The following is a 22470-nucleotide window of genomic DNA, read 5'->3' as shown; positions in this document are numbered from 1 at the left end:
CAGCCTCCTAGCGAGCTGGGCGCGGGGTGGCGGGATGGTTTCCGGCGTTGACGAGCTCGGCCACGGCGTCACGCGGGCTCTTCTGCGTGACAAGGCCCTCGCCGACGAGGACGGCATCGGCCCCGGCGCTGGCATAGCGGATCAGGTCCAGGGGCCCGCGCACCCCGGACTCGGCGATCTTAACAACGTGGTTGGGCATGCCCGGCGCGATGCGCTCGAAGACCGATCGGTCCACCTCAAGCGTGCGCAGATCGCGGGCGTTGACGCCGATGACCTTCGCCCCGGCCTCCAGCGCGCGGTCGGCTTCCTCTTCGGTGTGCACCTCGACCAGCGCGGTCATGCCCAGCGACTCGACCCGGTCGAGCAGACCGGTGAGCACCTTCTGCTCGAGGGCCGCCACGATGAGCAGGCACAGATCCGCGCCCCACGCGCGGGCCTCGTGCACCTGGTACGCGGACACGATGAAGTCCTTGCGCAGCACGGGGATGTCGATGCGGGCCCGGACAGCGGCTAGGTCCTCCAGAGAGCCGCCGAACCATCGCCCCTCGGTGAGCACGCTCACACAGCGCGCGCCGCCGGCCGCGTACTCGCTCGCCAGCTCCGCCGGATCGGGGATCTCGGCCAGCGTGCCCTTCGACGGCGAGGAGCGTTTGACCTCCGCTATCACGCCGACACCGGGCTGGCGCAATGCCGCGTAGGCGTCGTGCGGTGGGGCCGCGACAGCGGCCAGCTTCTTGAGCTCATCGATGGATACGCGTTGCTGACGCGCCTCCACGTCCTCACGGACGCCCGCGATGATCTCGTCCAGCACGTTACCGCCGGTGCTTTGGTCGTCTCCGGGTGCCATGGCCCGATGCTAGGTCGCTTGAGATTGCGCAAGGTCTGCGGGGTATGGCGTGCCTCACCTGTCGGGGTGGTGCATAATGCGCACCCCCTTATGCCGTGCCGTTATTGAAAATTCTGGATACCCAGGCGTACCGCGTGCCCGAAAAATATGCTTTCGATGCGATCAGAGGGAATCATCCGGAAGGAACAAATGATGGAATATCGGGACGGAACCCTCATACGAGAGGACGGCACGGGTCTCATGTTCGTCGTCATCGACGGCAGGCTCAGCATGATCGAGAACAGTGAAATCTTCGATGCGAGCAACGCCACGACCATAGACACGGCAAAGCTGCAACAGCTTCGCCGCGAGGGCGGGCCGGCCATCAGCGGCGACGCCTACCTCGCCATCGTCGACGGCAAGGGCTACCTCGTGAACAACGGGGAGAAGCGCTACTTCACCAGCGAGGCCGCCATCCGCAAATACGGCTTCAACCGCGGCAAGTTCCAGGACCGAAAGGCCACCGACCTGCCCACCAGCGCGGGCGCCGACCTCGGCTAGCTCAGCGCTCGCTGGCAGAGCCCGTCTTGCGGCTGTTGACGAAGCGATCGAGCTTGTCGCCGACCTCGATGCGGGTCGCGAAGGGGTCCGCGGCCAGGCGGCGCACCAGCGGCCGGAAACCGACCCCGACGCCCGCGACCAGCAGGAGATTGCCTAGCCGGCGACCTCTGAGCACGCTGGCGTCCGAAATCACCGCCACGTCGGCGAAGGCGTCACGAAGGCGGGCCGTCTGTGCCCGCGCGAAGGTCAGCGGCGGCCCATCCATGATGTTGGCCACATAACACCCGCCGGGTCGCAGCACCCTGGCCGCAGCCTGCGCGAACTCGGGCGTGGCGACCTGCTCGGGCACTTTCGAGCCTTGGAACACGTCCGCCACGATGACGTCGTAGCCGTCGGTCGGGGCCGCCTCCAGCTCGCGTGCCGCGTCCCCGATCACGATCTCGATCTCGCTCGAATCCGGCAGCGGCAGCCGAAGCCGCACAAAATCGAGCAGCTCCGAGTCGATCTCGACCACCCGTTGCACGCTGCCCGGACGCGTCACGGCCAGGCAGCGCGGCAGGGTCATCGCGCCCGCCCCGAGGTGAAGCACCTCAAGCGGGCCGGCGGGGGCCAGAACCTCGATGATGTCGACTATCCGCCGCACATAGTCGAACGCGATCATCTGCGGATCGTTGAGGTCCACGTGTGACTGGGCGACGCCGTTGATGAGCAGCGTCCACGCTTCGGGCACATCGGGGTCGGGTACCAGCTCGGCCACGCCGGTCTGCACCATCGCCCGGACCTTGGCCGGGCCTTCCTCGTGCCCGACCCTCACCGGGCCGTCGGATCTTCACCTCGGTCGAGCGCCGCCCACAGGTCGGTCTTCTCCACCTTCGCCGCCCGCTCATAGCGCGTGCCCATCTCCGGCCAGGTGGCGCTGGTGGCCAGCGCGATGAAGCCACCCGCCACCACGGTGATGCCGGCCACGATGCACAGCACCGTGCCGCTCAGAATCAGCCACAGCCCGGAGAGCACCACGACGATCGAGACGATGCGCCGCAACAGGCCGCGGGTGGCGATCAGCGCACCCACGCCGGCCAGCGTCAGCAACGAAACGGCTCGGGTGCCGTCGCGCAGCTGGTCGCTGGGGTTGAACCAGATGAGCCCGGCGCCGATCACGCACAGGGTCAACGAAATCACTCGGGATCGAATCATCTTGCCGCCTGTAAAGTCTCCGCGGTGGCGATCGCCGCCAGCACTGCCATGGCCTTGTTGCGGGACTCCAGCTCCTCCAGCCACGGGTCCGAGTCGGCGACGATGCCGCCGCCGGCCTGAACGAAGGCCTTCCCGTCGCGCAGCAACGCGGTGCGAATGGCGATGGCCATGTCGAGGTCACCGCCGAAGCCGAAATATCCCACGGTGCCACCGTAAAGCCCGCGCCTGGTCGGCTCGAGCTGTTCGATGATTTCCATCGCCCTGACTTTTGGCGCGCCAGAAAGGGTTCCGGCCGGGAAGGTGGCGGCGATCGCGTCGACGGCGGTGCAGTCGTCGCGAAGCTCGCCCACCACCGTGGAGACGATGTGCATCACGTGGCTGTACCGCTCGACGGTGAAGAACTCCGGAACCTGCACCGTGCCCGGCCGGCATACCCGTCCGAGGTCGTTGCGGCCCAAGTCCACCAGCATCACGTGCTCTGCGCGCTCTTTCGGATCGGCGAGCAGCTCCGCCCCGAGCGCGGCGTCCTCGGCCGGGGTCTCCCCGCGCGGCTTCGTCCCCGCGATCGGATGCAGCAGGGCCTGCCGCTTGCCGTCCTCACGGTTGACGATTTTCAGGTGCGCCTCCGGCGAGGAGCCCACGATGTCGAAGTCGTCGAAGCGAAGCAGATACATATAGGGACTCGGGTTGGTGGCACGCAGAACCCGGTAGATGTCAAAGGGATCGGCGTTGGTATAGGTCTCAAACCGTTGCGACACCACGATCTGGAAACACTCGCCGGCCCGGATCTCCTCTTTAGCGGCGTCGACCGCCTTGCCGTGTTCCCCTTCCGGGGTACGTGAGTTCAGCTCGGCGACGCGTTTGTTGTCCACGGTGGAGACCATCGGCGGGGTCGGCCGTGAAAGCGAGGTCGTCATCGCGTCGAGACGGCCGACCGCGTGGTGGTAGGCGGCCGCGACCTGAGTGCCGGTCGCCTTGCGCGGCAGGATCGCGTTGGCCACGATGATGGCCTGGCCGAGATAGTGGTCGAGCACCACCAGATCGGTGGCGAGGAACAGCCCCAGGTCGGGCACGTTGAGGTCGTTGTGCGCCAGATCGGGCAGGCGCTCGAAGCTGCGGATGAGGTCGTAGGCGAGGAAGCCCACCAGCCCACCGGTCAGCGGCGGCAGCCCCAGATCGGGGTCGGTCTCGCCGGCCAGCGCGGTGAGGGTGGCCCGCAGCACCTCGACCGGGTCTCCGGTGACCGGAACGCCGTCGGGGGGCGTGCCCAGCCAGCGTGCCTTGCCGTCCTTCTCGGTCAGGGTGGCGGCGCTGCGTACCCCGATGAAGGAATACCGCGACCACGCCGTGCCCGCCGCCGAGGCGCCCTGCTCCGCAGACTCGAGCAGGAAGGTCCCCGGACCTCCGGCGAGCTTGCGGTAGACGCCGACCGGGGTCTCCGCGTCGGCGAGCAGCCTGCGCACCACGGGCACCACCCGGCTGCGGGCCGCCTGGGCCTTGAACGTCTGCAGGTCGGGGCTGACAACGCCGGTGGTCATAGCGGCTCTCCTAGCGGGAGTTCGTCGGTGAAGCAGGTGCGGGTGCCGGTGTGGCAGGCCGGGCCGATCTGGTCCACGCTGACCAGAAGCGCGTCACCGTCGCAGTCGAGCGCGACGGACTTGACGTATTGATGGTGCCCCGAGGTTTCCCCTTTGACCCAGAGCTCACCACGGCTGCGTGACCAGTAGGTTGCCCGCCCCGTGGCGAGCGTACGCGCTAGCGCGTCGTCGTTCATCCAGGCCAGCATGAGCACTTCGCCGGTGTCGTGCTGGCGGACCACGGCGGCGACCAGGCCGTCGCGATCACGTTTGAGCCGAGCGGCGATATCGGGGGCAAGGACCATCCCGTGATTCTGCCTCGTCAGGTACCGTGACGGGCGTCACTCCCCCATCTTCCGCGAAAGCTGAGGAGACATGACACATCCACAGTTCGTCCCGCCCCACGACGGCACGTCGATCATCTCGGCGCACGTCATGTCCACTTCGGACGATGCGGCGGCCACCGAGAATGATCAGGCACAGGCGATCATCGAGGAGGCGCAGGCCGTACTCGAGGAGGCCCACGCCGACATTGCGGAAGCCAAATCGGACCTGCTCCAGGCCGACGCGGGCCTGGACGAAGCCCAAGCGGAGCTCGACGAGGCCGAAGAGGAGCTAGCCGTGGTCGCGGAGGCCGCCGAGGACGGCTACGACGATGACGACGACTACGAGGACTTCCTCGACGATGACGAAATCGAGCAGCTGCGCCCCGGGGACATCGACGAGTCCGTCATCGCGGTCTGGGATCCCGACGTGGCCGAGCGTTACCGTGACGCCTTCCGCGACATCCAGGCCCACTTCGTCGACGAGCCCGAAGCCGCGCTCGGCGAGGCGCAGGACCTTGTGGCCGAAGCGGTTCAGGCCCTGGCCGACGCGCTGCTAGCCGAGCAGGTCTCACTGGACCCGCACGAGCAGGACGCCAACCCCGACACCGAGGCCATGCGCATCGCCATGCGCGGCTACCGCGACTTCCTGGAACGCGTCCTAGCCCTGTAATCCCCGTCCTCACGCCGCCGCCGCGCTGCCCTCTCAGCCCGGCGGCGGCTTGCCCACCCCTCGCACCGCCCGACCGCCCTCACACCGCCGCGCCTCTCCCCCTCCGCCCGGCGGCGGCTTGCCCGCCCCCTCACGAGGCTGCCGCGCCTCTGCCTTTCGCACCGCCGGCTGGCCACGATTTCGGGGAAGACGCGCGATCCACTCCCGCTGTAGCAACGTTTTCCTCGAAATCGCGACGATCGTGCGCGGCGGCGAAGGTGGAGCGGCATGCGGCGGAGGGGCCTTTTCCTTGCGTCGGCCCGTCGGGGTCGGGCGCCGTTCCTCCCGGCGGCAACGCGACCGCCGTGCGTGGTTGCGCCCGGCGGCTGCGCCGCCGACCAGCGGAAGGTGTGCTCTCCGCGCACCTTTGCTCTGCACCCATACACGCACATTGACCATGAAGTTGCGCCTATGGGTGCAGAGCAAAGGGCGCCAGCAGCAACCCACCTCGCAGGCCCTAGCGGCCGAGGACGCTGCCGCCGTTGACGTTGATGATCTGCCCGGTCACGTAGCCGCCGGATGGTCCGACCAGCCAGCGCACGGTTTGCGCGATTTCGTCGGGCTTGCCGGCCCGGCCGACCAGGGTCGCTCCGACGCGGGAGGCGTAGCCCTGTTCGGTCATGCGCCCGGCGAAGAACTCCGTGTCCTCCACGAAGCCGGGCGAGATCACGTTGGCGGTCACGCCCTCCGGCCCGAGCTGCACAGCCAGATCGAGCGCCCAGCCGTGTAAGGCGGCCTTGGCCGCGGAATACGGCCCTCCGCCGCCGCGCTGAGCCGCGATCGAGGAGAACAGAATGACGCGGCCGCCGGGGCGGGCCAGGCGCGGCAGGAGCGCCTCGGTCAGCACGACCGCGGTGAGAACGTTGGTGTCAAAGGTGTCCCGCCATTGCTGGGCGATGGTCGGCAGCTCGTCGTCGGCCCGGCCAAGGTAGCCGCCCGCGTTGTTGACGATCGCGGCGACCTCACGCTCGCCCACCGCGGCGAGCACCGAAGCGGCGGCGGACGGGTCGCGAAGGTCGGCCGCCACGGTGGCCGCCCCTTCCAATGTGGATGCCGTTTCGGCGAGAGGCTCGGGGCGGCGGCCCACCAAAAGGAGATCGAATCCTTCTGCGGAAAGGGTTCTGGCGATGGCGGCACCGATGCCTGTTCCACCGCCGCTGATCACAGCTAGAGGCTTCATCGCGGGTGATCCTACATATCGTGCTTGCCCTCCGCCAGTAATTCAACTAGCGTTGAATTTATGGAGAACACCGCGATCGAGGTCAAGGACCTCGTCGTTAAAAGGGGCAAGCGAACGGTCCTCGACCGCTTCAACTGCTCCGTGCCGGCGGGCACCGTCACCGGGTTGCTCGGCCCTTCCGGCAGTGGCAAGACCACCCTCATGCGGGCCATCGTTGGCGTGCAGATAGTCGCCTCCGGCACGGTCACGGTGCTGGGCAAGGCGGCTGGTGACGCCGCGTTGCGCCGCGAGCTGGGCTACCTCACCCAGGCCCCCAGCGTTTATGCCGACCTGACCGTTCGCGAGAACGCCAGATATTTCGCCTCCCTCTATGGCCTCGACTCCAGCACCGCCGATTCCGCGGTCAGCGATGTCGGCCTGGCTGACGCCGCCACCCAGCTGGTCGGCGACCTGTCCGGCGGGCAGCGGGCGCGCGCCTCGCTCGCCTGCGCGATCGTCAGCCAGCCCAAGATCCTCATCCTCGATGAGCCCACGGTCGGTCAGGACCCCGTGCTGCGCGACGAGCTGTGGGCCCGTTTCCGCAAGTTCGCCGAAGACGGGGCCACCCTGCTGGTGTCCAGTCACGTGATGGACGAGGCGAACAGATGCGACCGTCTGCTCCTGATCCGCGAGGGCAAGCTCATCGCCGATGACACCCCGGCCGCGGTCAAAGCGGCGGCCGGCACCGAGGATCTGGACCAGGCGTTCCTTAACCTCATCCGGGCGGGAGAGAAGAAATGAGAACCCTTACCGCCACCACCGGCCGGATTCTGCGTCAACTGCGCCACGACAAGCGAACGGTCGGGTTGCTGGTCGTGGTGCCCAGCCTGCTGCTGACCCTGCTCTTCTACATGTTCAAGGACAGCGGCCCGCTCTTCGACCGGCTCGCGCTGACGATGCTCGGGATCTTCCCCTTCCTCGTCATGTTCCTCATCACCAGCATCGCCATGCTCCGCGAGCGCACGACCGGCACGCTGGAGCGCCTGCTCACCACCCCGCTGCGCAAGACCGACCTGCTGTTCGGCTACGGCATCGCCTTCGGGCTGGCGGCCACGGTGCAGGCCTCGGTCGTCAGCGCGGTCGCCTATCTCTTCCTTGACCTGGACACGAAGGGCAGCCCGGGCTTCGTCATTCTCATCGCGGCCGCCAACGCCGTGCTGGGGGTGGCGCTGGGCCTGCTCGCCAGCGCCTTCGCCAAGACGGAGTTCCAGGCGGTGCAGTTCATGCCGGTGGTCGTGCTGCCGCAGATCCTCCTATGTGGACTGTTCGTGGCCCGCGAGTCGATGGCGGGCTGGCTGCAGGCCATCAGCGACGTGTTGCCACTGACCTATTCGGTGGAGGCGCTGAGCGAGGTCGGCAAGTTCGCCGACCCGACCAGTACCATGTGGCGAGACCTGGCCATCGTTGGAGGAGCGGTGATTGTGGCGCTGATTGCCGCAGCGAGCACGCTTCGCCGCCGCACCCCATGAGAGTTCGATGATCAAACGAAGTGGCCGGCGGCGCGGTAGCCCGGATACCCGCGATTCCATTCTGGAGGCCGCCCGCCGGCTCTTTGCCGACAAAGGGTTCGATGCCACGACCGTGCGGGCGATCGCGGCCGACGCCGGGGTCGACCCGGCGATGATCCATCACTTTTTCGGTACCAAGGAAGAACTCTTCAGAGCGACCATACAGTTCCCGATCGATCCCACCACTGAGATCCCCGACATTGTGGCCGGTGGGCGCGACGAGGTCGGCCATCGCCTGGTGGCGGCCTTCGTGAGGATCTGGGATTCGCCGTCCGGCGCCGTTGGGGCGTCCATCATCCGCTCGGCGATGAGCAACGACTGGACGCTGCGCCTGATGCGCGAGTTCCTGACCACGCAGATCATGCGCCGGATCGTCGCCGCGATCGACCTCGATCCGGCGGAGGCGCCGCTGCGCGTGTCACTGATAGCCAGCCAGCTCGCCGGGTTGGCCATCATGCGCTACATCATCAAGCTGGAACCGTTGGCCTCCTTGCCCTCCGAGCAGGTGGTGGCTCTGATCGGGCCGAATGTCCAGCGCTACGTGACCGGCTCGCTGACCGCCGAAACATAGTCGTCGATATCGACATCGGTCAGCGCGCAACCGTGCTCGAGGCGCACTTCGGCCACGTCCACGCGATGCAGGCAGAACCCACGGCCCACGTCGAGCAGGTCGCTGAGCGGGTTGGCGAGTGCGAACTCCAGCGCGGCCGCACGGGCGCTCAGGCCGTCGAGGGCCTGTGTCCATCCGGAAATCCAGACCCGCCCGGCCTCCCCGGCCACGGTGAGGACCACCGCCACGTCCGAGGGCGCGAGCGCGAGGTCGAGCGAGCCGCCGGTGCGGCACAGCAGCAGCGGGCGGCCTTCCCGATCGAGCGCGTGGCGCACTCGGAACAGCCCTTGGCTCCACGCCACCCGAGCCGTCCCCGGGATCCGGCTCGCGGCCAGCGTTCTGGCGATCTTCGCGTGGTCCATCCTCAACTACCTCCGCTAGTATGGTTAGGCTACCCTAACTCAAACCTGAAAAGGAGGCTAGATGAACCAATCGCGCCCGAAGGCCAAGCTGTCCCGAGCGCTGGGCATCCCGCTCACACCCAAGTGCGTGAAGTACTTCGAGCGACGCCCGTTCCCGCCCGGAGTGCACGGTCGCTCACGCAAGAAGCCCTCGGACTATTCGGTGCGGCTATTGGAAAAGCAGCGGCTGCGCCACCAGTACAACATCAGCGAAACCCAGCTGCGGCGCGTCTTCGCCCGCGCGCTGAAGGCCCAGGGCAAGACCGGTGAGCGGCTCGTGGTGGAGCTGGAATGCCGGCTGGACGCGCTTGTGCTGCGGGCCGGTTTCGCCCGCACCATTTATCAGGCCCGGCAGCTGGTCGGACACGGCCATATCCAGGTCGACGGCCGCAAGGTCGACATCCCGTCCTATCGAGTCACGCCCTACTCGGTGATCGAGGTAAGGGAACGCAGCCGCAGCCTTACCCCTTTCGTCGTGGCGGCCGCGGGCGCCCACGCGAATTCCGTGAGCGCCCCCTACCTGTCCACCTCGCTGGCCGAGCTGAAAACCACGCTGGTCCGCGAGCCGGAGCGGCGCGAGATCCCGGTGCGCTGCGACGAGCAGCTCGTCGTCGAGTTCTACTCCCGCTAGCGGGTCTGTTCCAGCCAGCTGGCGAAGAGGCGGCCGTAAATCGAGTCTGGGTCCCCGACGAGTTCGTCGTGGGGCCCTCGCTGTACCACCACACCCTTGTCCATCACGATCACCTCGTCGGCCGCCTGCGCGGTGGACAGCCGGTGCGCGATGGCCACGGTTGTCCGGCCCCGGGTCACCGCATCGAGTGTCCTTTGCAGACGGACCTCGGTCGCCGGGTCCACCGAGCTGGTCGCCTCGTCGAGCACCAGCAGGTCGGGGTCGGCCACATAGGCCCGCACCAGCGCCACGAGCTGGCGCTCCCCCACGCTCAGCGCCTCGCCGCGCTCACCGACGTTGGTCTCGAACCCGTGGCTGAGCCCCTGTACCCAATCCAGCAACCCGAGCTCGGTGAAGGCCAGCTCCAGCTCCTCGTCGGTCATCCCCGGCCGGGCGAAGCGCACATTCTCGGCCACCGTGTCGTCGAAGAGGAAACCGTCCTGCGGCACCAGGACCACCCGGCTGCGCAACGACGAGAAGCGAACCTTCTGCAGTGGCGCGCCGGACAGGAGCACCTCCCCCTGCGCCGGATCCATGAGCCGGGTGAGCAGTTTGGCGAAGGTGGTCTTCCCGCTGCCGGTCTCGCCGACCACGGCCACCCGGGTCTTGGCCGGGATCTCCAGGTGCACGTCGTCCAGGACGGTCGGCCCGGTCGGATAGTGGAAGCTGACATGCTCGAAACGCAGGTCAAGCGGGCCTTCGGGAAGGTCGATGCCCTCTTCGGCCGGGTCGGCAACGTCGGGCTGCATGTCGAGCACGTCGAGCACCCGGCGCCAGCCCGCGATGGCGTTCTGCGCTTCGTTGAGCACCTCGGTCGCGATCTGTACCGGCTGGATGAACAGGGTCACCAGGAACAGGAACGCCACGAGCTGACCCATGGTCAGCTCGCCCCCGATGCCAAGCCGCGTCCCCACGATGACCACCGCGGCCAGCGCCAGCGCGGCGGCGATCTCTCCGGTGGAGAAGCTCATGACGCTTTTGAACAGCGCCTTGCGCTGTGCCTGGCGGAACTCGTCGATGCTTTTGTCCAGGCGGGCCGATGTCCTGGCCGCCACGCCGTAGGAACGGATGATCGGCGCACCGACGACCGCTTCCGAGACGACGGCGAGCATGTTGCCGATCTTGTGGCGGGTCTCCGCGTAGGCGCGGGCGAGCTGCTTCTGGAACGTCTTGATGACGATCACGGCCGGCAGGAAGGCGACCAGCACGACCAGGGTCAGCTTCCACGAATAGATCGACATCACGATGGTGGTGACCACGAGCTGGCCGCCGCTGATGAGCAGGATGACCCCGCCCCACTGGATGAAGTGGGTGATGGTGTCGACATCGCTGGTCACCCGGGACACCAGCGCCCCGCGCCGTTCCGACTGCTGGTGCAGCATCGACAGATCGTGGATGTGGCGGAACGTGCGCACCCGGATGTTGGCCAACGCGGTCTCGCTCACCTGATAGAGCCGCCTGATCATCAGGTACCCACAGGTGGTGGTGATGGTCAGCAGCGCGACCGTCACCAGGGCCACGGTCAGCACCACCTCGGTCTTCGGACCGCCCTGAACGCGCAGACCACGGTCGATGCCGAGCTGGATGGCGACCGGCACGATGGCCCGGCCGACCATCGAGACGATGGCGAAGGCGAGGGTCCCGGCGAGGCCGACCTTCAGCTCAGGGGAAAGGGAAAGGCCGCGCCGGAACGTGCGCCACGTCGGTTCGGGAGTGGTATCGGCCAGAGCATCTGTCGTCACGCCGGCACCCCTGATGTCACGTCGTCCTCGTCGTAGACGTGCTCGCGTTCCCTTTCGGCGTCGGCTTTTTCGTAGGCGGTCACTAGGTTGCGGTATCCCTCCACTGTGGACAGCAGTTGCTCGTGGGTGCCGTGCGCCAGCACCCGGCCATGCTCCATATAGATGACTTCGTCGGCCAGAGCAATCGTTGCCCGTCGATATGCTACGACCAGCACCGAAGTGCTCGCCGCTGAAGTGCGCAAAGACGACAGGATGCGCGCCTCGATCCGCGGATCCACCGCGCTCGTCGCGTCGTCGAGGATCAGCAGACGCGGGCTGCCGGCCAAGGCACGGGCCAGCGTGAGCCGCTGGCGCTGGCCGCCCGACAGCGAGGTGCCACGCTCACCGAGCAGCGTGTCGACTCCCTCGGGCAAGCGCATCACGAAGGTGTCGGCCTGAGCGGTCGACAGCGCGCTGCGGAAGTGGCGGTCCATCACGTGCTCCCGGTCGAGCACCACGTTGGCTTCCACCGAGTCTTCGAAGACGAAGGCCAGCTGTGGTACCAGCGCGACCGCGCGAGCCAGGGCAGGCGAGGAAAGGTCCTGCACCGGCGTGCCGTCCACCGATACCTGACCGCTGTCCGGATCCACCAGCCGGGACGCGAGCATCGCCACCGTCGACTTGCCCGAACCGGTCGGCCCCACCAGGGCCACCGTGCGCCCGGCCGGAACGGTGAAACTCACCTCGTGCAACACCGGCTGATCCGGCTCGTAGGAGAAGTTCACCGATTCGAATTTCAGCGACGCCGCTTCGGAACCGGGCAAGTCCTTTGCCCCGTAATGCATTTCGCCGGTCGCGTCGAGCACCTTCTCCACCCGCTCCCAGCCGGCGACGGAGCGGGGCAAATCGCCCAGCACCCAGCCGATGGCCCGGACGGGGAATGCCAGCACCGTGAAGAGGAAGGTCACAAAGATCAGCTCTTCCAGGCTCACCTCGCCGGCCTTCATCCGGTAGGAGCCCACCACCATCGCCACCAGCGTGCCGACGAAAGGCAGCGACTCGACCAGCGGATCGAACAGCCCGCGCAGCCGGCCCACCCGGATCAGCGCGTCACGCAGCTCCGCGGCCCGCGACGCGAACCGCTCGGTCTCCCGCTCCTCACCACCCATGGTCTTGACGACCAGCGCCCCGTCGAAACTCTCGTGCGCGATCGCGCTCACTTCGGCGCGCTTCTGCTGGGCGAGGGAGACGCGGGGGGCCATCCGGCGGGAGAAGAACACGTTGACGGCGAACAGCATCGGGAACACCACGAGCCCGACCAGCGCCAGCGCCCAGTCTGTGAGCAGCAGCGCGACCAGCGCACCGGCCAGCATGAACACGGTCCCCACGGCAAAAGGCAAGGGGGCCAAGGGAAACCATGCCGATTCCACGTCGGCGTTGGCGTTGGAGAGAAGCGTTCCGGTGGCGTGCCTCTGGTGCCAGGACAGCGGCAGCTCGAGATAGCGCCGCGTGACCATCCGGCGGTAGCGGGCCTGCTGCGCGAACATCATGTATCCGGAGCCGAGCCGGCGCCCGAAGATGCCGATGACCCGGCCCATGCCCATCGCGATGAGCACCCCGGCGACGAGCACCATGGTGCTCGTGGCGAAAGCGCCGGTGTCGTACGCCTTTGTCACGACGCCGCCGACCACCCAGCCGATGACCTTGGCCTGCCCGATCACCAGCGCGCCGAACAGGCAGCTGCCCAGCACGGCCACAGTGAAGATCCGGGGCTCATCACGGATCGCTCGCAGCATCACCCGCGCCCCGCGAGCGATCACGTCACGCCCCGTGATCTCGGGTTTATCGTCTTCAGCCACTCGCGACCGCCATCCCCAGTAAGTTCTTAGCTTGGCTTCCTATCCTTACCGACGGCGGCCGGTTTGAGCGACCCGGATTCCAGTGTGGGTGTGATCACACACGCCCGGGCACCTAGGATCGCCCCATGACGCGGTACGCCTTTGCCGAACGGCTCACCCTGGTCAGCCTTATGGAGGAGGTGGGCCCAGACGCACCAACCCTTTGCGGCACCTGGACCACCCGGGACCTGGCCGCACACCTGCTGCTGAGAGAACGCCGCGTGGACGCCGGCGCCGGGATCGTCATCAAACGATTCGCCGACCGCACAGCGCGCGTCCAGGCGGAGATCGCGGGCAAGCCCTACGGTCAGTTGCTGCGCGATCTGCGTAATCCGCCATGGTGGAGTCTCCTCGCCAATCCCATGCTGGACGAGGCGGTCAACCTCGCCGAGATGTTCATTCACCACGAGGACGTGCGGCGCGCCCGCCCCGGATGGGAGCCCCGCGACCTGCCCTCCACCCATCAGCGTGCCCTGTTCACCCAGGTCCGGCGCAGAAGCAGACTCGTGTTGCGCAAGTTCAAAGCGGTCATCCATGTCGAGGCGCCGGGCTTCGGCGCGGTCCGCGGCGGGGCCGGCGGCGAGCAGACCGTGCGAATAACTGGCACACCCGGCGAGCTTCTGCTGTTCCTCTTCGGGCGTCAGGCGCAGTCACAGGCGGTGCTCGATGGCCCCGCCGAATTGGTGGAACGCCTGCACCGGGCACGTCTGGGCATCTGAACGGACCCTTGCCCCGGGGGTACTCTTCGGTAACACTGCATTAACGTGTTCCGCGTCACGTTCAGATGATGCTGCCTACGAGAAATGGGCGATCCGCAGATGACCCTTGAAGTGCCGTACCGCTCCATCCCGGAGATGTTCCTGAAGCGCGTCGCAGCGACGCCTGATTCGCACGCCTTCGGCGGCCCCGATGCGAATGACGCCCCGGTCTGGTACACGTGGGCGCAGATCGGAGCACGCGCCAAAGCCATCGCGGCCGGCCTCACCACCCTGGGCGTTGGCAAAGAGGACAGGGTCGCCATCCTGGCGAACACCCGGCTCGACTGGGTGGTGGCAGACCTCGGCGTCATGTGCGCCGGTGGGGCCACCACGACCGTCTATCCGACGACCGAGCCGGAGGACGCCTGCTTCATCGTGGCCGACTCGGGTTCGAAGGTGCTGATCGCCGAGAACCCGGCCCAGGCCGGGAAGATGGACGCCGCCTCGTGCCCGGGGCTCACCCACATCGTGATCATCGATGGCGAGGTGAACCAGAACGCGGTCATTCCGCAGATGACTCTCGCCGAGCTGGAGAAGGCCGGCGCCGAGGCGCTCGCCGCGCAGCCGGGCCTGATCGAGAGCATCGTGGAGACCATCGGCCAGGACGACCTGGCCACCCTCATCTACACCTCGGGCACCACCGGACGCCCCAAGGGCGTCGAGCTGCTGCACGGCGGATGGTGCTGGCAGGGCGTGGCCCAGGGCGCGATCGGGGTGCTCATCCCCAGCGACCTTCAGTTCCTGTGGCTGCCGCTGTCGCACTCCTTCGGCAAGACGCTGATCTGCGGCATCATCCACGTCGGAGTACCGACCTATGTGGACGGTCGGGTCGACAAGATCATCGACAACCTGGGCATCATCAAGCCCACCCTGATGTGTGCCGCACCGCGCATCTTCGAGAAGGTCTACAACCGCGTGGTCACCCAGGCCCAGTCGGCCGGCGGGGCGAAGGCGAAGATCTTCGCTTGGGCTGTGCGCGTGGGCAAGCAGCGCGTCGCGCTCGAGCAGGCCGGCAAGTCCATCCCGGGCGGCCTCAAGTTCAAGAACGGCTTGGCGCACAAGCTCGTTTTCAGCAAGCTGCACGCGCGGCTGGGCGGCAACATCCGGTACATGGTCTCCGGCTCCGCCGCGTTGAGCGTGCCGATCGCGGAGTTCTTCGCCGCCGCCGGGCTGCCCATCAGCGAGGGCTACGGCCTCACCGAGACCAGCGCCGGCAACTTCGTCAACCGCCCCGACTCGCTGCGGATCGGCACCGTGGGCCAGGCCCTCGGCGACCTCGAAGCCAAAATCGACGAGGACGGCGAGATCCTGTTGCGCGGCAAGCCCGTCATGCGCGGCTACCACAACCTGGCCGACGAGACCGCCGCCGTGTTCACCGACGACCGCTGGTTCCGTACCGGCGACATCGGCGAGCTTGACGCCAAGGGCTTCCTGCGGATCACCGACCGCAAGAAGGATCTCGTCAAGACCTCCGGCGGCAAGTACATCGCCCCCAGCCACATCGAGGGCCTGTTCAAGTCCATCAACCCCTACACCTCACAGGCCCTCGTCATCGGCCACTCGCGCAACTACTGCACGATGCTCGTGACGCTCGACGCCGAAGGCATCGCCGGCTGGGCCGCAGGCACCCCGCTGGCAGGCAAGCCCTACGCCGAAATCGTCGCCTCTCCCGAGGCCCAGGAGCTGGTCGCCGGTTACATCAAGGAACTCAACAGCAAGCTCAACCGCTGGGAGACCATCAAGAAGTTCACCATCCTGCCCCGCGACCTGACCATCGAAGACGGCGAGATCACGCCGTCGATGAAGCTCAAGCGCCGCAGCGTGGAACAGAACTTCGCCGGCGACATCGAGAAGATGTACGAAGGCTCGCTCGCCGAGATCTAAACCCCGCTTTCCTTGGGAGGCCGTGCTTTTGGCGCGGCCTCCCACTATTTTCCCTTACGCCCGCCCGTCGTGGTCCCTGCCCGAATGCTCCCGCGCGCACCGGTCAGGCCTTAACGGCCTTCCCTTCCCCGCCCGTGCTCCCCCAACCCGCACAAACTCAGCGCTACAGCGACCGGCTGACCGAGGTCGCTCAGATCGAGGCGGCGCTGCGCGAGCTTTACGGCCAGTGACCTCACGGCTCGAGGTGGTGGAACGGCTCCGGCTCGGGCGGGATCTGCCTGCGCATCACGCAGAACTCGATGCCGGACGGATCGGCCAGCACCACCCACTTCTGGTCGCCCTGCCCGATGTCCACACGCGAGGCTCCCAGCGCGATCAGGCGCTCAACCTCGGCCGCCTGGTCGGAATCGGTTGGGCACAGGTCGAAATGCAGTGGCGTCTTGGCCTTCTTCACGTCATCGGTGGCCAGCAGCAGGATCGTCGGCGCTGACGGGTCACCGGCGATGGCGACGCCGGTGTGGTCGCGCTCGAAGACCCTGTACCCCAATGCTGCGCACCAGAATGCCGCAGACGCTTCCGGGTCACGGCAGTCGATGCATATCTCGCCGATGCGGGAAACCATATGCCAGATAGTAGTGCTCAGGCGATGAGTTCGGGCTCGCTCCATTGTGGACGGGAGCCGGTGCGATCGAGGTCGTAGCGGGCGGCGGCGATGCGGCGCACGCCGTCGATGAGTTCGGGGATCGGCTGGGTGAAAGGCAAGCGCAGGAAGCGTTCCAGTGTCCCGTCGACACCGAACCGGGGGCCGGGGGCCACCCGGACACCCATCGACTCGACGGCGCGGGCCAGGGCGCTGGAGACCGGGCCATCCAGCTCGGCCCAGAGGGTCACGCCGCCGGAAGGCCGGGTTATCCGCCAAGCCGGCAGATGTTCGGCAGCCGCGGCGAGCAGCGCGTCGCGGGCGTTGGCGAGCTGCTTGCGCCGATCGGCAATCACCTTGTCGGCCATGGCAAGCAGATGGACACCGACCAGCTGATCGAGCACCGGACCGGCGGTGTCGACACCGACGCGGGCCGCGGCCAGGCGCTGCACCGTGGGGGCGGACGCCCTTACCCAGCCGATGCGCAGGCCACCCCAAAACGGCTTGCTCATACCGCCGATGGTGAGCACCCGGCCGTGCCGGTCGAAGCTGGCCACCGCGGGCGGCATCGGCTGGCCGTCGAGCGGGAGGTCCACAAAGGACTCGTCGATGACCAGATCCGTCCCGGCGCGCTGGGCCGTGGCGACAAGCTGTTCGCGCAGCGGGGCTGGCATCAGATGCCCGGTCGGGTTCTGGAACTCGGGGATCAGGTAGGCCAGCCGAGGACGGGTCTGCCGCAGCGAGCCGAGCAAAAGGTCTGCGTCCCAACCGGTTTCGTCCAGGCCGTGGGTGGAGACGCGGGCCCGCCTTCCGGCCAGAGCGGCCAGGGCGTTGGGATAGGTCGGCGACTCGACGAGGACGGGGGCCCCTACCGGTACCAGGAGACGCAAAACCAAGTCCAGAGCGTGCAGGACACCGTTAGTGATCATGATCTGTTCGGGGCTCGTGGGCAGGCCACGGGCGGTGTACTGGTCGGCGACCGCGGCTCTCAGCTCACCGATGCCGGTGGGGTGGTAGCCGGCGCCGCCGAGATAGCGCGGCAGATCGGCCAGCGCGGCCGTGGCGGCGCTCATCATCTCCTGCGGCGCGCCGAGCGCGGCACAGCTCAGATCGATCAGATCGAGGTCATCCTCGGCCATCCACAGCCCGGATCCGGCCACCCGATGGCCGTTGGGCAGAGTGGTCCAGCTTCCAGCACCACGCCGGCTCGTCAGGTGACCCGACTCGCGAAGCTCGCGGTAGGCGGCTGAAACGGTGGTGCGCGACACGGACAGCGCATCGGCGAGATCTCGCTCGGCGGGCAGGCGCACCCCCAGCGGGAGCCGGCCGTCGGCGAGCAGCCCGCGGATGGCGGAGGCAAGCGCGACGTAGTCAGGCAGCCGGCGCCGAGCGGGAAGGGCATGCCAGCGCCCGAGCAGCCGAGCCAGCTGCGTGCCACGAACCGTCACGGTCATGCCGCCGCCTCCACAGGTCCACCTCGTGCGAATTGGCTCTTTCAGAGCTCCCCAATTGGCCTCCAGACTGGCAGACGTGACCGCAAGAAACAAGCCAATGCCGATGCCAATCACCGAGCGCCTGCCGTTGAGGCTGACCCAACTCCTGGCTGGGCTGGTCGCTTACGGCGTCAGCATCACGTTGATGTTGAAGGCCAGTCTGGGCAACCAGCCGTGGGATGTTCTGCACCAGGGAATCGCCCTGCACACCGGCCTCAGCGTCGGAACCGTACTGATTCTGGCCGGAGCCACCGTGCTGCTCTGCTGGATCCCGCTGCGCCAGCGCCCAGGCATCGGCACCGTGGCCAACATCGTGGTCCTGGGGCTGGTCGTGGACCTGGTCAACACAGTCTTGCCACACCCGTCACACCTGGCGATGCGCTGGCTTTTCATGACCGCCGGCATCCTGCTCTGCGGCATCGCAAGTGGCCTTTACATCGGAGCCAATTTGGGGCCCGGCCCGCGCGACGGTCTCATGACCGGACTAGCCGCGCGCAGCTGGTCGCTGCGCGGCTGGCGCACGGTTCTGGAGATCACGGTGGTGGCGATCGGCGCGCTGCTCGGCGGAAAGGTGGGCATCGGCACCGTCGCCTATGCGCTGGCCATCGGGCCGCTGGCTCAGTTCTTCCTCCCGATGCTGACCATTCGTCCACATCAGACAGTGAAACCGCGGCTGGAAGAGCCGGCGCTCAAAGTGGAGCCGCAGGCCGCCCCACTGCCGGCTTCCTGCGGCTCGTAATGGTTGGTGCTCAAAGCTTTTAGAGATCCAGAGTCCGCTGCACGATGTCAACGAACCGGGCCGCGCGAAGGATCAGGCTGTCGGCTTCTGCCGCCGTGACCACGGCGATGCCGGACTCGGCGGCGGATCGCTTCGCCGCGCCGGCGGAGAAGTAGGCCGCCCACTCCCCGAACTCGGGAGCCACCATCGTCAGGAGCACCCAGACGCTGGTAATGCGGCGGCGGTTGTTGATCGGGGCGGGCCGGGCGCGCACCGCAAGGACCGCCGCGGCCGCCCGAAGGGCCGCAAGGTGAGCGGTGGCGTAACTCTGTGCGTGGGCTTGGGTGCCGCGAGCCTCGTTTATCCCGCGCCGGGCCAGAACTATCAGCTCCAACGGGGTTCTGTGCGGCAACGCGTTGGTAGGGATCAGAACCGCAGCGCTCATCAGACACGCTCCTCAACGTCGATGGGCTGGCCGCATTGGCGGCCGGCCGGGTTCGTCACCCGCTGCCCGGGGGTCGGTGGGCAGCGAGTGACGTTCCCGTCAGGTGACCGCCAGAAAGCCGCGAAACTTCTGCGGTCGGAATGCGGTGTCGCGAGCACCGCACCGAGGGTGTTGCGCCGCGAATCGCTCTCCCCCCGGAGACCTGTGAAATTGTGGGCTCTCCGTAAGGAGCGCGATCACCCGAAGATCGAACACCTGTCCGAAGAACTGCCTAGAACATTAGTTCGAAAGTCTGCCTCGGTCAAGGCTTCGGGTACCATCGAAACCCGACAGGTCACCTGACCAGCTCCCGGACGAGGCGCGCCGTACCCGGCTTGACGACGGCGCTCTGAACGGGAGCGACCATGACTCACCTCATCCAGATCGCTGGATCCCTGCTGATCCTGTCCGGCTTCCTGCTCGTCCAGCTGGGGCGGCTCAACCCCAAGTCGGCGAGGTATCTCACCGTCAACGCGATCGGCTCGGCCGTCCTCGCGGTCGACGCGGCCATCGGGGCACAGTGGGGCTTCCTGCTGCTGGAGGGGGTTTGGGCGATCGTCTCGGTCGCGGGCCTGATCCACCTGGCGTTGCCAGGTAAGGAGCGAGTGCGGGCTGACTCATAACCGGGCTGTAGCCTGGGCCCGTGCCGTTCCGTCCTCGCCCGGCCCTGGGCGTGTCCATGGTCGCTGTTGCGGCCCTGCTGTTCGCCATCAACGGCAGCGTTTCCAAGGTGATCCTGCAGGCGGGCATCCAAGCCCGCGACCTGACCACCTTCCGCGCTGCCGGAAGCTGTCTCGCGCTGCTCATCGCCGGGGTGATCCTGCGACCCGGCCCGACCAGGTTCCGCGTCACCGTGCGCGAGCTGCCGCTTCTGCTCGCCTTCGGCGTGATCGGTTACTTCGTCGTCCCGATGCTCTATTTCGTGGGCCTCAGCCGGCTGCCGGTCGGAATAGCCCTGCTGCTGCAATACACCGCGCCCCTTTTCGTCGCGCTGTGGGCGCGTTTCGGGCGGCGCCAGCAGGTTCGCCCGCGCTTGTGGATCGGGTTCGGGTTGAGCCTCGCCGGCCTGGCCATCGTCGCCGACGTCGGCGGTGCCCTGAAACTCGACGCGCTGGGCGTGGCCGCCGCTCTGCTCTGCGCGCTGCTTTTCGCCCTCTACTTCCTGCTCGGCGAGCGGCAGGTGGCCAACCGCGACGCCATCTCCGTTACCGCATGGGGTTTCGGCGTGGCCGCCCTGGCGGGTCTGCTCACCCGCGGGGCCGGTGGCCGGCTGCCGGACTGGAGCTCCCTGGCCGGGACGACCGCGGGTGGCACGCCAATCTGGCTGCTGTGCATCTACCTGATCATCGGCGGCAGCGTCTGTTCCTATGCGCTGATCGCAGCCTCGTTGCGCCATCTCCCGCCCACCAGCGTGGGCATGATCGCCATGCTTGAGCCGGTGCTCGGATCCGCTGTGGCCTGGATCGCACTGGGCGAGAGCCTCACCGCCACCCAGCTGGTGGGCGGCGTCGTGCTGCTGGCAGGCGTCGGATTAGCCGAGACGGCGCGTGTCGGCGTCCGGCACAATGAGTCGCATGCTCCCATCGAAGACACCGTCCTTGCACCCCAACGTCATAGCAGTCCAGCAAAGACTTGAGGCGACGGGCTCCAGCAGCCAGATCCTGCTTCTTGACGAAGGCGTGCACACGGCCGCAGCGGCAGCGCAGGCGCTCGGCGTCGAGGTAGGCCAGATCGCCAACTCGCTGATCTTCGATGTCTCCGGGGAGCCGTTGCTCGTGCTGACCTCGGGCGCCCATCGAGTGGACACCGCGAAGGTGGCCGCCGATCTGGGCGTGGAAAAGCTCAAGCGAGCCACCCCCGAGTTTGTCCGTGAGCACACCGGCCAGCCGATCGGAGGCGTTGCGCCGCTTGGACATCCGCGTCCTGTGCGCACGTTGCTGGACCGGACGCTGGGCCAGTACGACGTGATCTGGGCCGCTGGTGGTGTGCCACAAGCGGTCTTCCCCATCACCTATCGCGAGCTGCTGCGCATCACGGACGCCGACGAGGTCGATGTCGCATGAGACTGGTCTCGTGGACCGCACAAGACCTGGCCAGACGAATGGACGAGGTGCTCGCGGTCTTCGGCGAGGCGATGTCCTATGACAAGCAGGCACTCGAGGTGCGGCGTGGCTACATCAACACCCATCTGAAACGCTCCGGCTTCTACGCCGTGGCGACCATGACCGATGCCGGTGAGCTGGCCGGATTCGGCTACGGCTACCGCGGCGGTCCCGGGCAGTGGTGGCATGACCACGTGCGGGGTGCGCTCGCCGAGGAAGGCCGGCGGCGCTGGCTCTCGTCGTGTTTCGAAATCGTCGAAATGCACGTGCGGCCGTCCGCCCAGGGGCACGGGCGGGGCGAGGCGCAGCTGCGCAGCCTGGTCTCGATGACCGCGGAACGCACCGCTTTGCTCTCCACACCCGAGGTGGCCGATGAGGGCGCGTCCCGGGCGTGGCGCCTCTACCGGCGGACGGGTTTCGTCGATGTGGTGCGCCAGCTGATGTTTCCGGGCGACCCGCGGCCGTTTGCCGTGCTGGGCCGCGACCTGCCTATGCCAGCACCTTCCTGATGATGCCGAAGAGCTGACCCAGCCCGACCAGGGCCAGCGTCAGCCAGCTCAGCACCACCAGAGTCACCGCCGCGGCCGCGAGATCCTGCCCCCATTGGGCCGCCGCGGCCGCGAGCACGAGAGCTACCAGCACGGACCAGACCCGGGTGGGGCGATCGCCGACAGTCGTGGTTGCCGTGGGCCGCAACGCCGCGGCGCCCACCCTCGCCTTGACGTATTCGTGTGCCCAGACGATGGCGGCTACCGAAAAGATCAGCCAGTCCTTGGTACCCAGCAAAGCCAAGGCCATCAGCCAGCAGAACTCTGAGAACCGCTCGACCAGCGACTGATAGAAGCCACTGAGTCTGGTTATCCCGCCGGTGACGACGCTCAGGCCGGACCCGATGGTGTCCGCGATCAGGCCCGCCACCAGCATCGCGGCCGCGGTCAACGGCCACGCGCCACCCCGCAGCGCGATCACCGGCACCGCCGCCGCGAAGACCGCCGATAGCACCATCATCGATGCGGGCCTTACTCCGAACCGGGCGAGCAGGCCGCTGACCCGGTAGGCGGCGGCGAGCAGCCGACGCCGGGGCGCCGCGGCATAGCGAAGGTCGTAGCCGCCGTACGCGCCGGCCCAGCCCGCGACGAACTCATTCCAGGTCATCGCGGACGACCCGCTG

Annotated in this window: 26 protein-coding genes and 1 riboswitch; of the genes, 13 read left to right on the top strand and 13 right to left on the bottom strand. The window is 67.5% G+C overall.

Annotated features, from left to right (window positions below):
• Positions 1-7: 7 nt before the first annotated feature.
• Positions 8-847 (bottom strand): indole-3-glycerol phosphate synthase TrpC, encoded by an 840-nt coding sequence (trpC, locus tag Rhe02_RS15235; RefSeq protein ID WP_203908873.1) that lies wholly within the window; start codon positions 845-847, stop codon positions 8-10.
• A gap of 192 nt (positions 848-1039) precedes the next feature.
• Between trpC and Rhe02_RS15230 the strand changes: the two genes are divergently transcribed.
• Positions 1040-1387, top strand: a complete 348-nt coding sequence (locus Rhe02_RS15230; protein WP_203908872.1) for a hypothetical protein — start codon at positions 1040-1042, stop codon at positions 1385-1387.
• A 1-nt stretch (position 1388) separates the two neighbouring features.
• Here the strand turns inward: Rhe02_RS15230 and Rhe02_RS15225 are convergent, their stop codons facing one another.
• The 4 genes from Rhe02_RS15225 to hisI are packed head-to-tail and all read right to left on the bottom strand — an operon-like array spanning position 1389 to position 4463.
• Entirely contained in the window at positions 1389-2201 is an 813-nt protein-coding gene (locus Rhe02_RS15225) for a spermidine synthase (protein WP_203908871.1), read from the bottom strand.
• Positions 2198-2581 carry a Trp biosynthesis-associated membrane protein gene (locus Rhe02_RS15220; protein ID WP_203908870.1) on the bottom strand — a complete coding sequence of 128 codons (384 nt, stop codon included), beginning with the start codon at positions 2579-2581 and terminating at the stop codon, positions 2198-2200. The genes Rhe02_RS15225 and Rhe02_RS15220 overlap by 4 nt, the downstream gene beginning before the upstream one ends.
• Entirely contained in the window at positions 2578-4119 is a 1542-nt protein-coding gene (locus Rhe02_RS15215; RefSeq protein ID WP_203908869.1) for an anthranilate synthase component I, read from the bottom strand. The genes Rhe02_RS15220 and Rhe02_RS15215 overlap by 4 nt, the downstream gene beginning before the upstream one ends.
• On the bottom strand, positions 4116-4463 hold the full coding sequence (gene hisI, locus Rhe02_RS15210) for a phosphoribosyl-AMP cyclohydrolase (protein WP_203908868.1): 348 nt from the start codon (positions 4461-4463) through the stop codon (positions 4116-4118). Before hisI ends, Rhe02_RS15215 begins: the two co-directional genes overlap by 4 nt.
• A 70-nt stretch (positions 4464-4533) precedes the next feature.
• Between hisI and Rhe02_RS15205 the strand changes: the two genes are divergently transcribed.
• Complete coding sequence (locus Rhe02_RS15205) at positions 4534-5154, top strand: hypothetical protein (RefSeq protein ID WP_203908867.1); 621 nt, start codon at positions 4534-4536, stop codon at positions 5152-5154.
• Between the two features lie 496 nt (positions 5155-5650).
• Here the strand turns inward: Rhe02_RS15205 and Rhe02_RS15200 are convergent, their stop codons facing one another.
• The gene (locus tag Rhe02_RS15200) at positions 5651-6373 is read right to left on the bottom strand and encodes an SDR family NAD(P)-dependent oxidoreductase (protein ID WP_203908866.1); all 723 of its coding nucleotides are present in this window, start codon (positions 6371-6373) and stop codon (positions 5651-5653) included.
• A gap of 60 nt (positions 6374-6433) precedes the next feature.
• Here Rhe02_RS15200 and Rhe02_RS15195 point away from each other — a divergent pair, with 60 nt between their 5' ends.
• Genes Rhe02_RS15195 through Rhe02_RS15185 form a run of 3 tightly spaced genes read left to right on the top strand, consistent with a single transcriptional unit; the run spans position 6434 to position 8491 of the window.
• Positions 6434-7153, top strand: coding sequence for an ABC transporter ATP-binding protein (locus Rhe02_RS15195; RefSeq protein ID WP_203908865.1), 720 nt, complete (start codon positions 6434-6436; stop codon positions 7151-7153).
• Entirely contained in the window at positions 7150-7881 is a 732-nt protein-coding gene (locus Rhe02_RS15190) for an ABC transporter permease (RefSeq protein ID WP_203908864.1), read from the top strand. Before Rhe02_RS15195 ends, Rhe02_RS15190 begins: the two co-directional genes overlap by 4 nt.
• A gap of 7 nt (positions 7882-7888) precedes the next feature.
• Positions 7889-8491 (top strand): TetR/AcrR family transcriptional regulator, encoded by a 603-nt coding sequence (locus tag Rhe02_RS15185; RefSeq protein ID WP_203908863.1) that lies wholly within the window; start codon positions 7889-7891, stop codon positions 8489-8491.
• On the opposite strand, the gene Rhe02_RS15180 is transcribed toward Rhe02_RS15185, so the two are convergent.
• Positions 8458-8892, bottom strand: a complete 435-nt coding sequence (locus Rhe02_RS15180; protein WP_203908862.1) for a hypothetical protein — start codon at positions 8890-8892, stop codon at positions 8458-8460. The two genes, Rhe02_RS15185 and Rhe02_RS15180, sit on opposite strands and share 34 nt — an antisense overlap.
• A gap of 61 nt (positions 8893-8953) precedes the next feature.
• Between Rhe02_RS15180 and rpsD the strand changes: the two genes are divergently transcribed.
• Positions 8954-9562: a 30S ribosomal protein S4 gene (gene rpsD / locus Rhe02_RS15175; protein ID WP_203908861.1), complete on the top strand. Its 609-nt coding sequence runs from the start codon at positions 8954-8956 to the stop codon at positions 9560-9562.
• Here the strand turns inward: rpsD and Rhe02_RS15170 are convergent.
• Both Rhe02_RS15170 and Rhe02_RS15165 read right to left on the bottom strand, forming a co-directional pair.
• Positions 9559-11343 (bottom strand): ABC transporter ATP-binding protein, encoded by a 1785-nt coding sequence (locus Rhe02_RS15170; protein ID WP_203908860.1) that lies wholly within the window; start codon positions 11341-11343, stop codon positions 9559-9561. The two genes, rpsD and Rhe02_RS15170, sit on opposite strands and share 4 nt — an antisense overlap.
• A complete protein-coding gene (locus Rhe02_RS15165) occupies positions 11340-13118 on the bottom strand; it encodes an ABC transporter ATP-binding protein (protein WP_203908981.1) in 1779 nt (592 codons plus the stop codon). The genes Rhe02_RS15170 and Rhe02_RS15165 overlap by 4 nt, the downstream gene beginning before the upstream one ends.
• Before the next feature lie 188 nt (positions 13119-13306).
• Between Rhe02_RS15165 and Rhe02_RS15160 the strand changes: the two genes are divergently transcribed.
• Both Rhe02_RS15160 and Rhe02_RS15155 read left to right on the top strand, forming a co-directional pair.
• A complete protein-coding gene (locus Rhe02_RS15160; protein ID WP_203908859.1) occupies positions 13307-13939 on the top strand; it encodes a TIGR03085 family metal-binding protein in 633 nt (210 codons plus the stop codon).
• Between the two features lie 99 nt (positions 13940-14038).
• Positions 14039-15862 (top strand): AMP-dependent synthetase/ligase, encoded by a 1824-nt coding sequence (locus Rhe02_RS15155; protein WP_203908858.1) that lies wholly within the window; start codon positions 14039-14041, stop codon positions 15860-15862.
• A gap of 232 nt (positions 15863-16094) precedes the next feature.
• On the opposite strand, the gene Rhe02_RS15150 is transcribed toward Rhe02_RS15155, so the two are convergent.
• Positions 16095-16484 carry a VOC family protein gene (locus tag Rhe02_RS15150; protein WP_203908857.1) on the bottom strand — a complete coding sequence of 130 codons (390 nt, stop codon included), beginning with the start codon at positions 16482-16484 and terminating at the stop codon, positions 16095-16097.
• Between the two features lie 17 nt (positions 16485-16501).
• Positions 16502-17956, bottom strand: coding sequence for a MocR-like transcription factor YczR (gene yczR / locus Rhe02_RS15145; protein ID WP_203908856.1), 1455 nt, complete (start codon positions 17954-17956; stop codon positions 16502-16504).
• 97 nt (positions 17957-18053) lie between these two features.
• On the opposite strand from yczR, the gene yczE reads away from it, so the two are divergent.
• A complete protein-coding gene (gene yczE, locus Rhe02_RS15140; protein WP_239123849.1) occupies positions 18054-18734 on the top strand; it encodes a membrane protein YczE in 681 nt (226 codons plus the stop codon).
• A 19-nt stretch (positions 18735-18753) separates the two neighbouring features.
• On the opposite strand, the gene Rhe02_RS15135 is transcribed toward yczE, so the two are convergent.
• Complete coding sequence (locus Rhe02_RS15135; RefSeq protein ID WP_203908855.1) at positions 18754-19158, bottom strand: SAV_6107 family HEPN domain-containing protein; 405 nt, start codon at positions 19156-19158, stop codon at positions 18754-18756.
• Positions 19159-19485: 327 nt separating this feature from the next.
• A riboswitch (guanidine-III (ykkC-III) riboswitch) is annotated at positions 19486-19548 on the top strand.
• A gap of 14 nt (positions 19549-19562) precedes the next feature.
• On the opposite strand from Rhe02_RS15135, the gene Rhe02_RS15130 reads away from it, so the two are divergent.
• From Rhe02_RS15130 to Rhe02_RS15115, 4 genes are read left to right on the top strand one after another with little or no spacing between them, the layout of a single operon-like run.
• Entirely contained in the window at positions 19563-19820 is a 258-nt protein-coding gene (locus Rhe02_RS15130) for a CBU_0592 family membrane protein (RefSeq protein ID WP_203908854.1), read from the top strand.
• 20 nt (positions 19821-19840) lie between these two features.
• The gene (locus Rhe02_RS15125; protein WP_203908853.1) at positions 19841-20833 is read left to right on the top strand and encodes an EamA family transporter; all 993 of its coding nucleotides are present in this window, start codon (positions 19841-19843) and stop codon (positions 20831-20833) included.
• Positions 20772-21260: a YbaK/EbsC family protein gene (locus Rhe02_RS15120; RefSeq protein ID WP_203908852.1), complete on the top strand. Its 489-nt coding sequence runs from the start codon at positions 20772-20774 to the stop codon at positions 21258-21260. The genes Rhe02_RS15125 and Rhe02_RS15120 overlap by 62 nt, the downstream gene beginning before the upstream one ends.
• Positions 21257-21808 carry a GNAT family N-acetyltransferase gene (locus Rhe02_RS15115; protein ID WP_203908851.1) on the top strand — a complete coding sequence of 184 codons (552 nt, stop codon included), beginning with the start codon at positions 21257-21259 and terminating at the stop codon, positions 21806-21808. The genes Rhe02_RS15120 and Rhe02_RS15115 overlap by 4 nt, the downstream gene beginning before the upstream one ends.
• Here the strand turns inward: Rhe02_RS15115 and Rhe02_RS15110 are convergent.
• Complete coding sequence (locus Rhe02_RS15110) at positions 21789-22454, bottom strand: hypothetical protein (protein ID WP_203908850.1); 666 nt, start codon at positions 22452-22454, stop codon at positions 21789-21791. The genes Rhe02_RS15115 and Rhe02_RS15110 overlap by 20 nt on opposite strands.
• Between the last annotated feature and the right edge of the window lie 16 nt (positions 22455-22470).

This window comes from Rhizocola hellebori (genome assembly GCF_016862955.1).
GTDB classification, from domain to species: Bacteria; Actinomycetota; Actinomycetes; order Mycobacteriales; family Micromonosporaceae; genus Rhizocola; species Rhizocola hellebori.
This window is presented reverse-complemented; position numbering and strand designations above follow the sequence as displayed.

What these genes read in the sequence shown, in the direction of transcription:
- Rhe02_RS15185 (WP_203908863.1), top strand. Translation starts at nt 7,889, where the DNA reads ATGATCAAACGAAGTGGCCGGCGGCGCGGTAGCCCGGATACCCGCGAT.
- Rhe02_RS15115 (WP_203908851.1), top strand. Translation starts at nt 21,257, where the DNA reads ATGAGACTGGTCTCGTGGACCGCACAAGACCTGGCCAGACGAATGGAC.
- Rhe02_RS15110 (WP_203908850.1), bottom strand. Translation starts at nt 22,454, where the DNA reads ATGACCTGGAATGAGTTCGTCGCGGGCTGGGCCGGCGCGTACGGCGGC.
- Rhe02_RS15200 (WP_203908866.1), bottom strand. Translation starts at nt 6,373, where the DNA reads ATGAAGCCTCTAGCTGTGATCAGCGGCGGTGGAACAGGCATCGGTGCC.
- Rhe02_RS15165 (WP_203908981.1), bottom strand. Translation starts at nt 13,118, where the DNA reads ATGCTGCGAGCGATCCGTGATGAGCCCCGGATCTTCACTGTGGCCGTG.
- Rhe02_RS15155 (WP_203908858.1), top strand. Translation starts at nt 14,039, where the DNA reads ATGACCCTTGAAGTGCCGTACCGCTCCATCCCGGAGATGTTCCTGAAG.
- Rhe02_RS15180 (WP_203908862.1), bottom strand. Translation starts at nt 8,892, where the DNA reads ATGGACCACGCGAAGATCGCCAGAACGCTGGCCGCGAGCCGGATCCCG.
- Rhe02_RS15230 (WP_203908872.1), top strand. Translation starts at nt 1,040, where the DNA reads ATGGAATATCGGGACGGAACCCTCATACGAGAGGACGGCACGGGTCTC.
- Rhe02_RS15205 (WP_203908867.1), top strand. Translation starts at nt 4,534, where the DNA reads ATGACACATCCACAGTTCGTCCCGCCCCACGACGGCACGTCGATCATC.
- rpsD (WP_203908861.1), top strand. Translation starts at nt 8,954, where the DNA reads ATGAACCAATCGCGCCCGAAGGCCAAGCTGTCCCGAGCGCTGGGCATC.
- yczE (WP_239123849.1), top strand. Translation starts at nt 18,054, where the DNA reads ATGCCGATGCCAATCACCGAGCGCCTGCCGTTGAGGCTGACCCAACTC.
- Rhe02_RS15120 (WP_203908852.1), top strand. Translation starts at nt 20,772, where the DNA reads ATGCTCCCATCGAAGACACCGTCCTTGCACCCCAACGTCATAGCAGTC.
- Rhe02_RS15160 (WP_203908859.1), top strand. Translation starts at nt 13,307, where the DNA reads ATGACGCGGTACGCCTTTGCCGAACGGCTCACCCTGGTCAGCCTTATG.
- Rhe02_RS15195 (WP_203908865.1), top strand. Translation starts at nt 6,434, where the DNA reads ATGGAGAACACCGCGATCGAGGTCAAGGACCTCGTCGTTAAAAGGGGC.
- hisI (WP_203908868.1), bottom strand. Translation starts at nt 4,463, where the DNA reads ATGGTCCTTGCCCCCGATATCGCCGCTCGGCTCAAACGTGATCGCGAC.
- Rhe02_RS15190 (WP_203908864.1), top strand. Translation starts at nt 7,150, where the DNA reads ATGAGAACCCTTACCGCCACCACCGGCCGGATTCTGCGTCAACTGCGC.
- Rhe02_RS15215 (WP_203908869.1), bottom strand. Translation starts at nt 4,119, where the DNA reads ATGACCACCGGCGTTGTCAGCCCCGACCTGCAGACGTTCAAGGCCCAG.
- trpC (WP_203908873.1), bottom strand. Translation starts at nt 847, where the DNA reads ATGGCACCCGGAGACGACCAAAGCACCGGCGGTAACGTGCTGGACGAG.
- yczR (WP_203908856.1), bottom strand. Translation starts at nt 17,956, where the DNA reads ATGACCGTGACGGTTCGTGGCACGCAGCTGGCTCGGCTGCTCGGGCGC.
- Rhe02_RS15150 (WP_203908857.1), bottom strand. Translation starts at nt 16,484, where the DNA reads ATGGTTTCCCGCATCGGCGAGATATGCATCGACTGCCGTGACCCGGAA.
- Rhe02_RS15135 (WP_203908855.1), bottom strand. Translation starts at nt 19,158, where the DNA reads ATGAGCGCTGCGGTTCTGATCCCTACCAACGCGTTGCCGCACAGAACC.
- Rhe02_RS15220 (WP_203908870.1), bottom strand. Translation starts at nt 2,581, where the DNA reads ATGATTCGATCCCGAGTGATTTCGTTGACCCTGTGCGTGATCGGCGCC.
- Rhe02_RS15130 (WP_203908854.1), top strand. Translation starts at nt 19,563, where the DNA reads ATGACTCACCTCATCCAGATCGCTGGATCCCTGCTGATCCTGTCCGGC.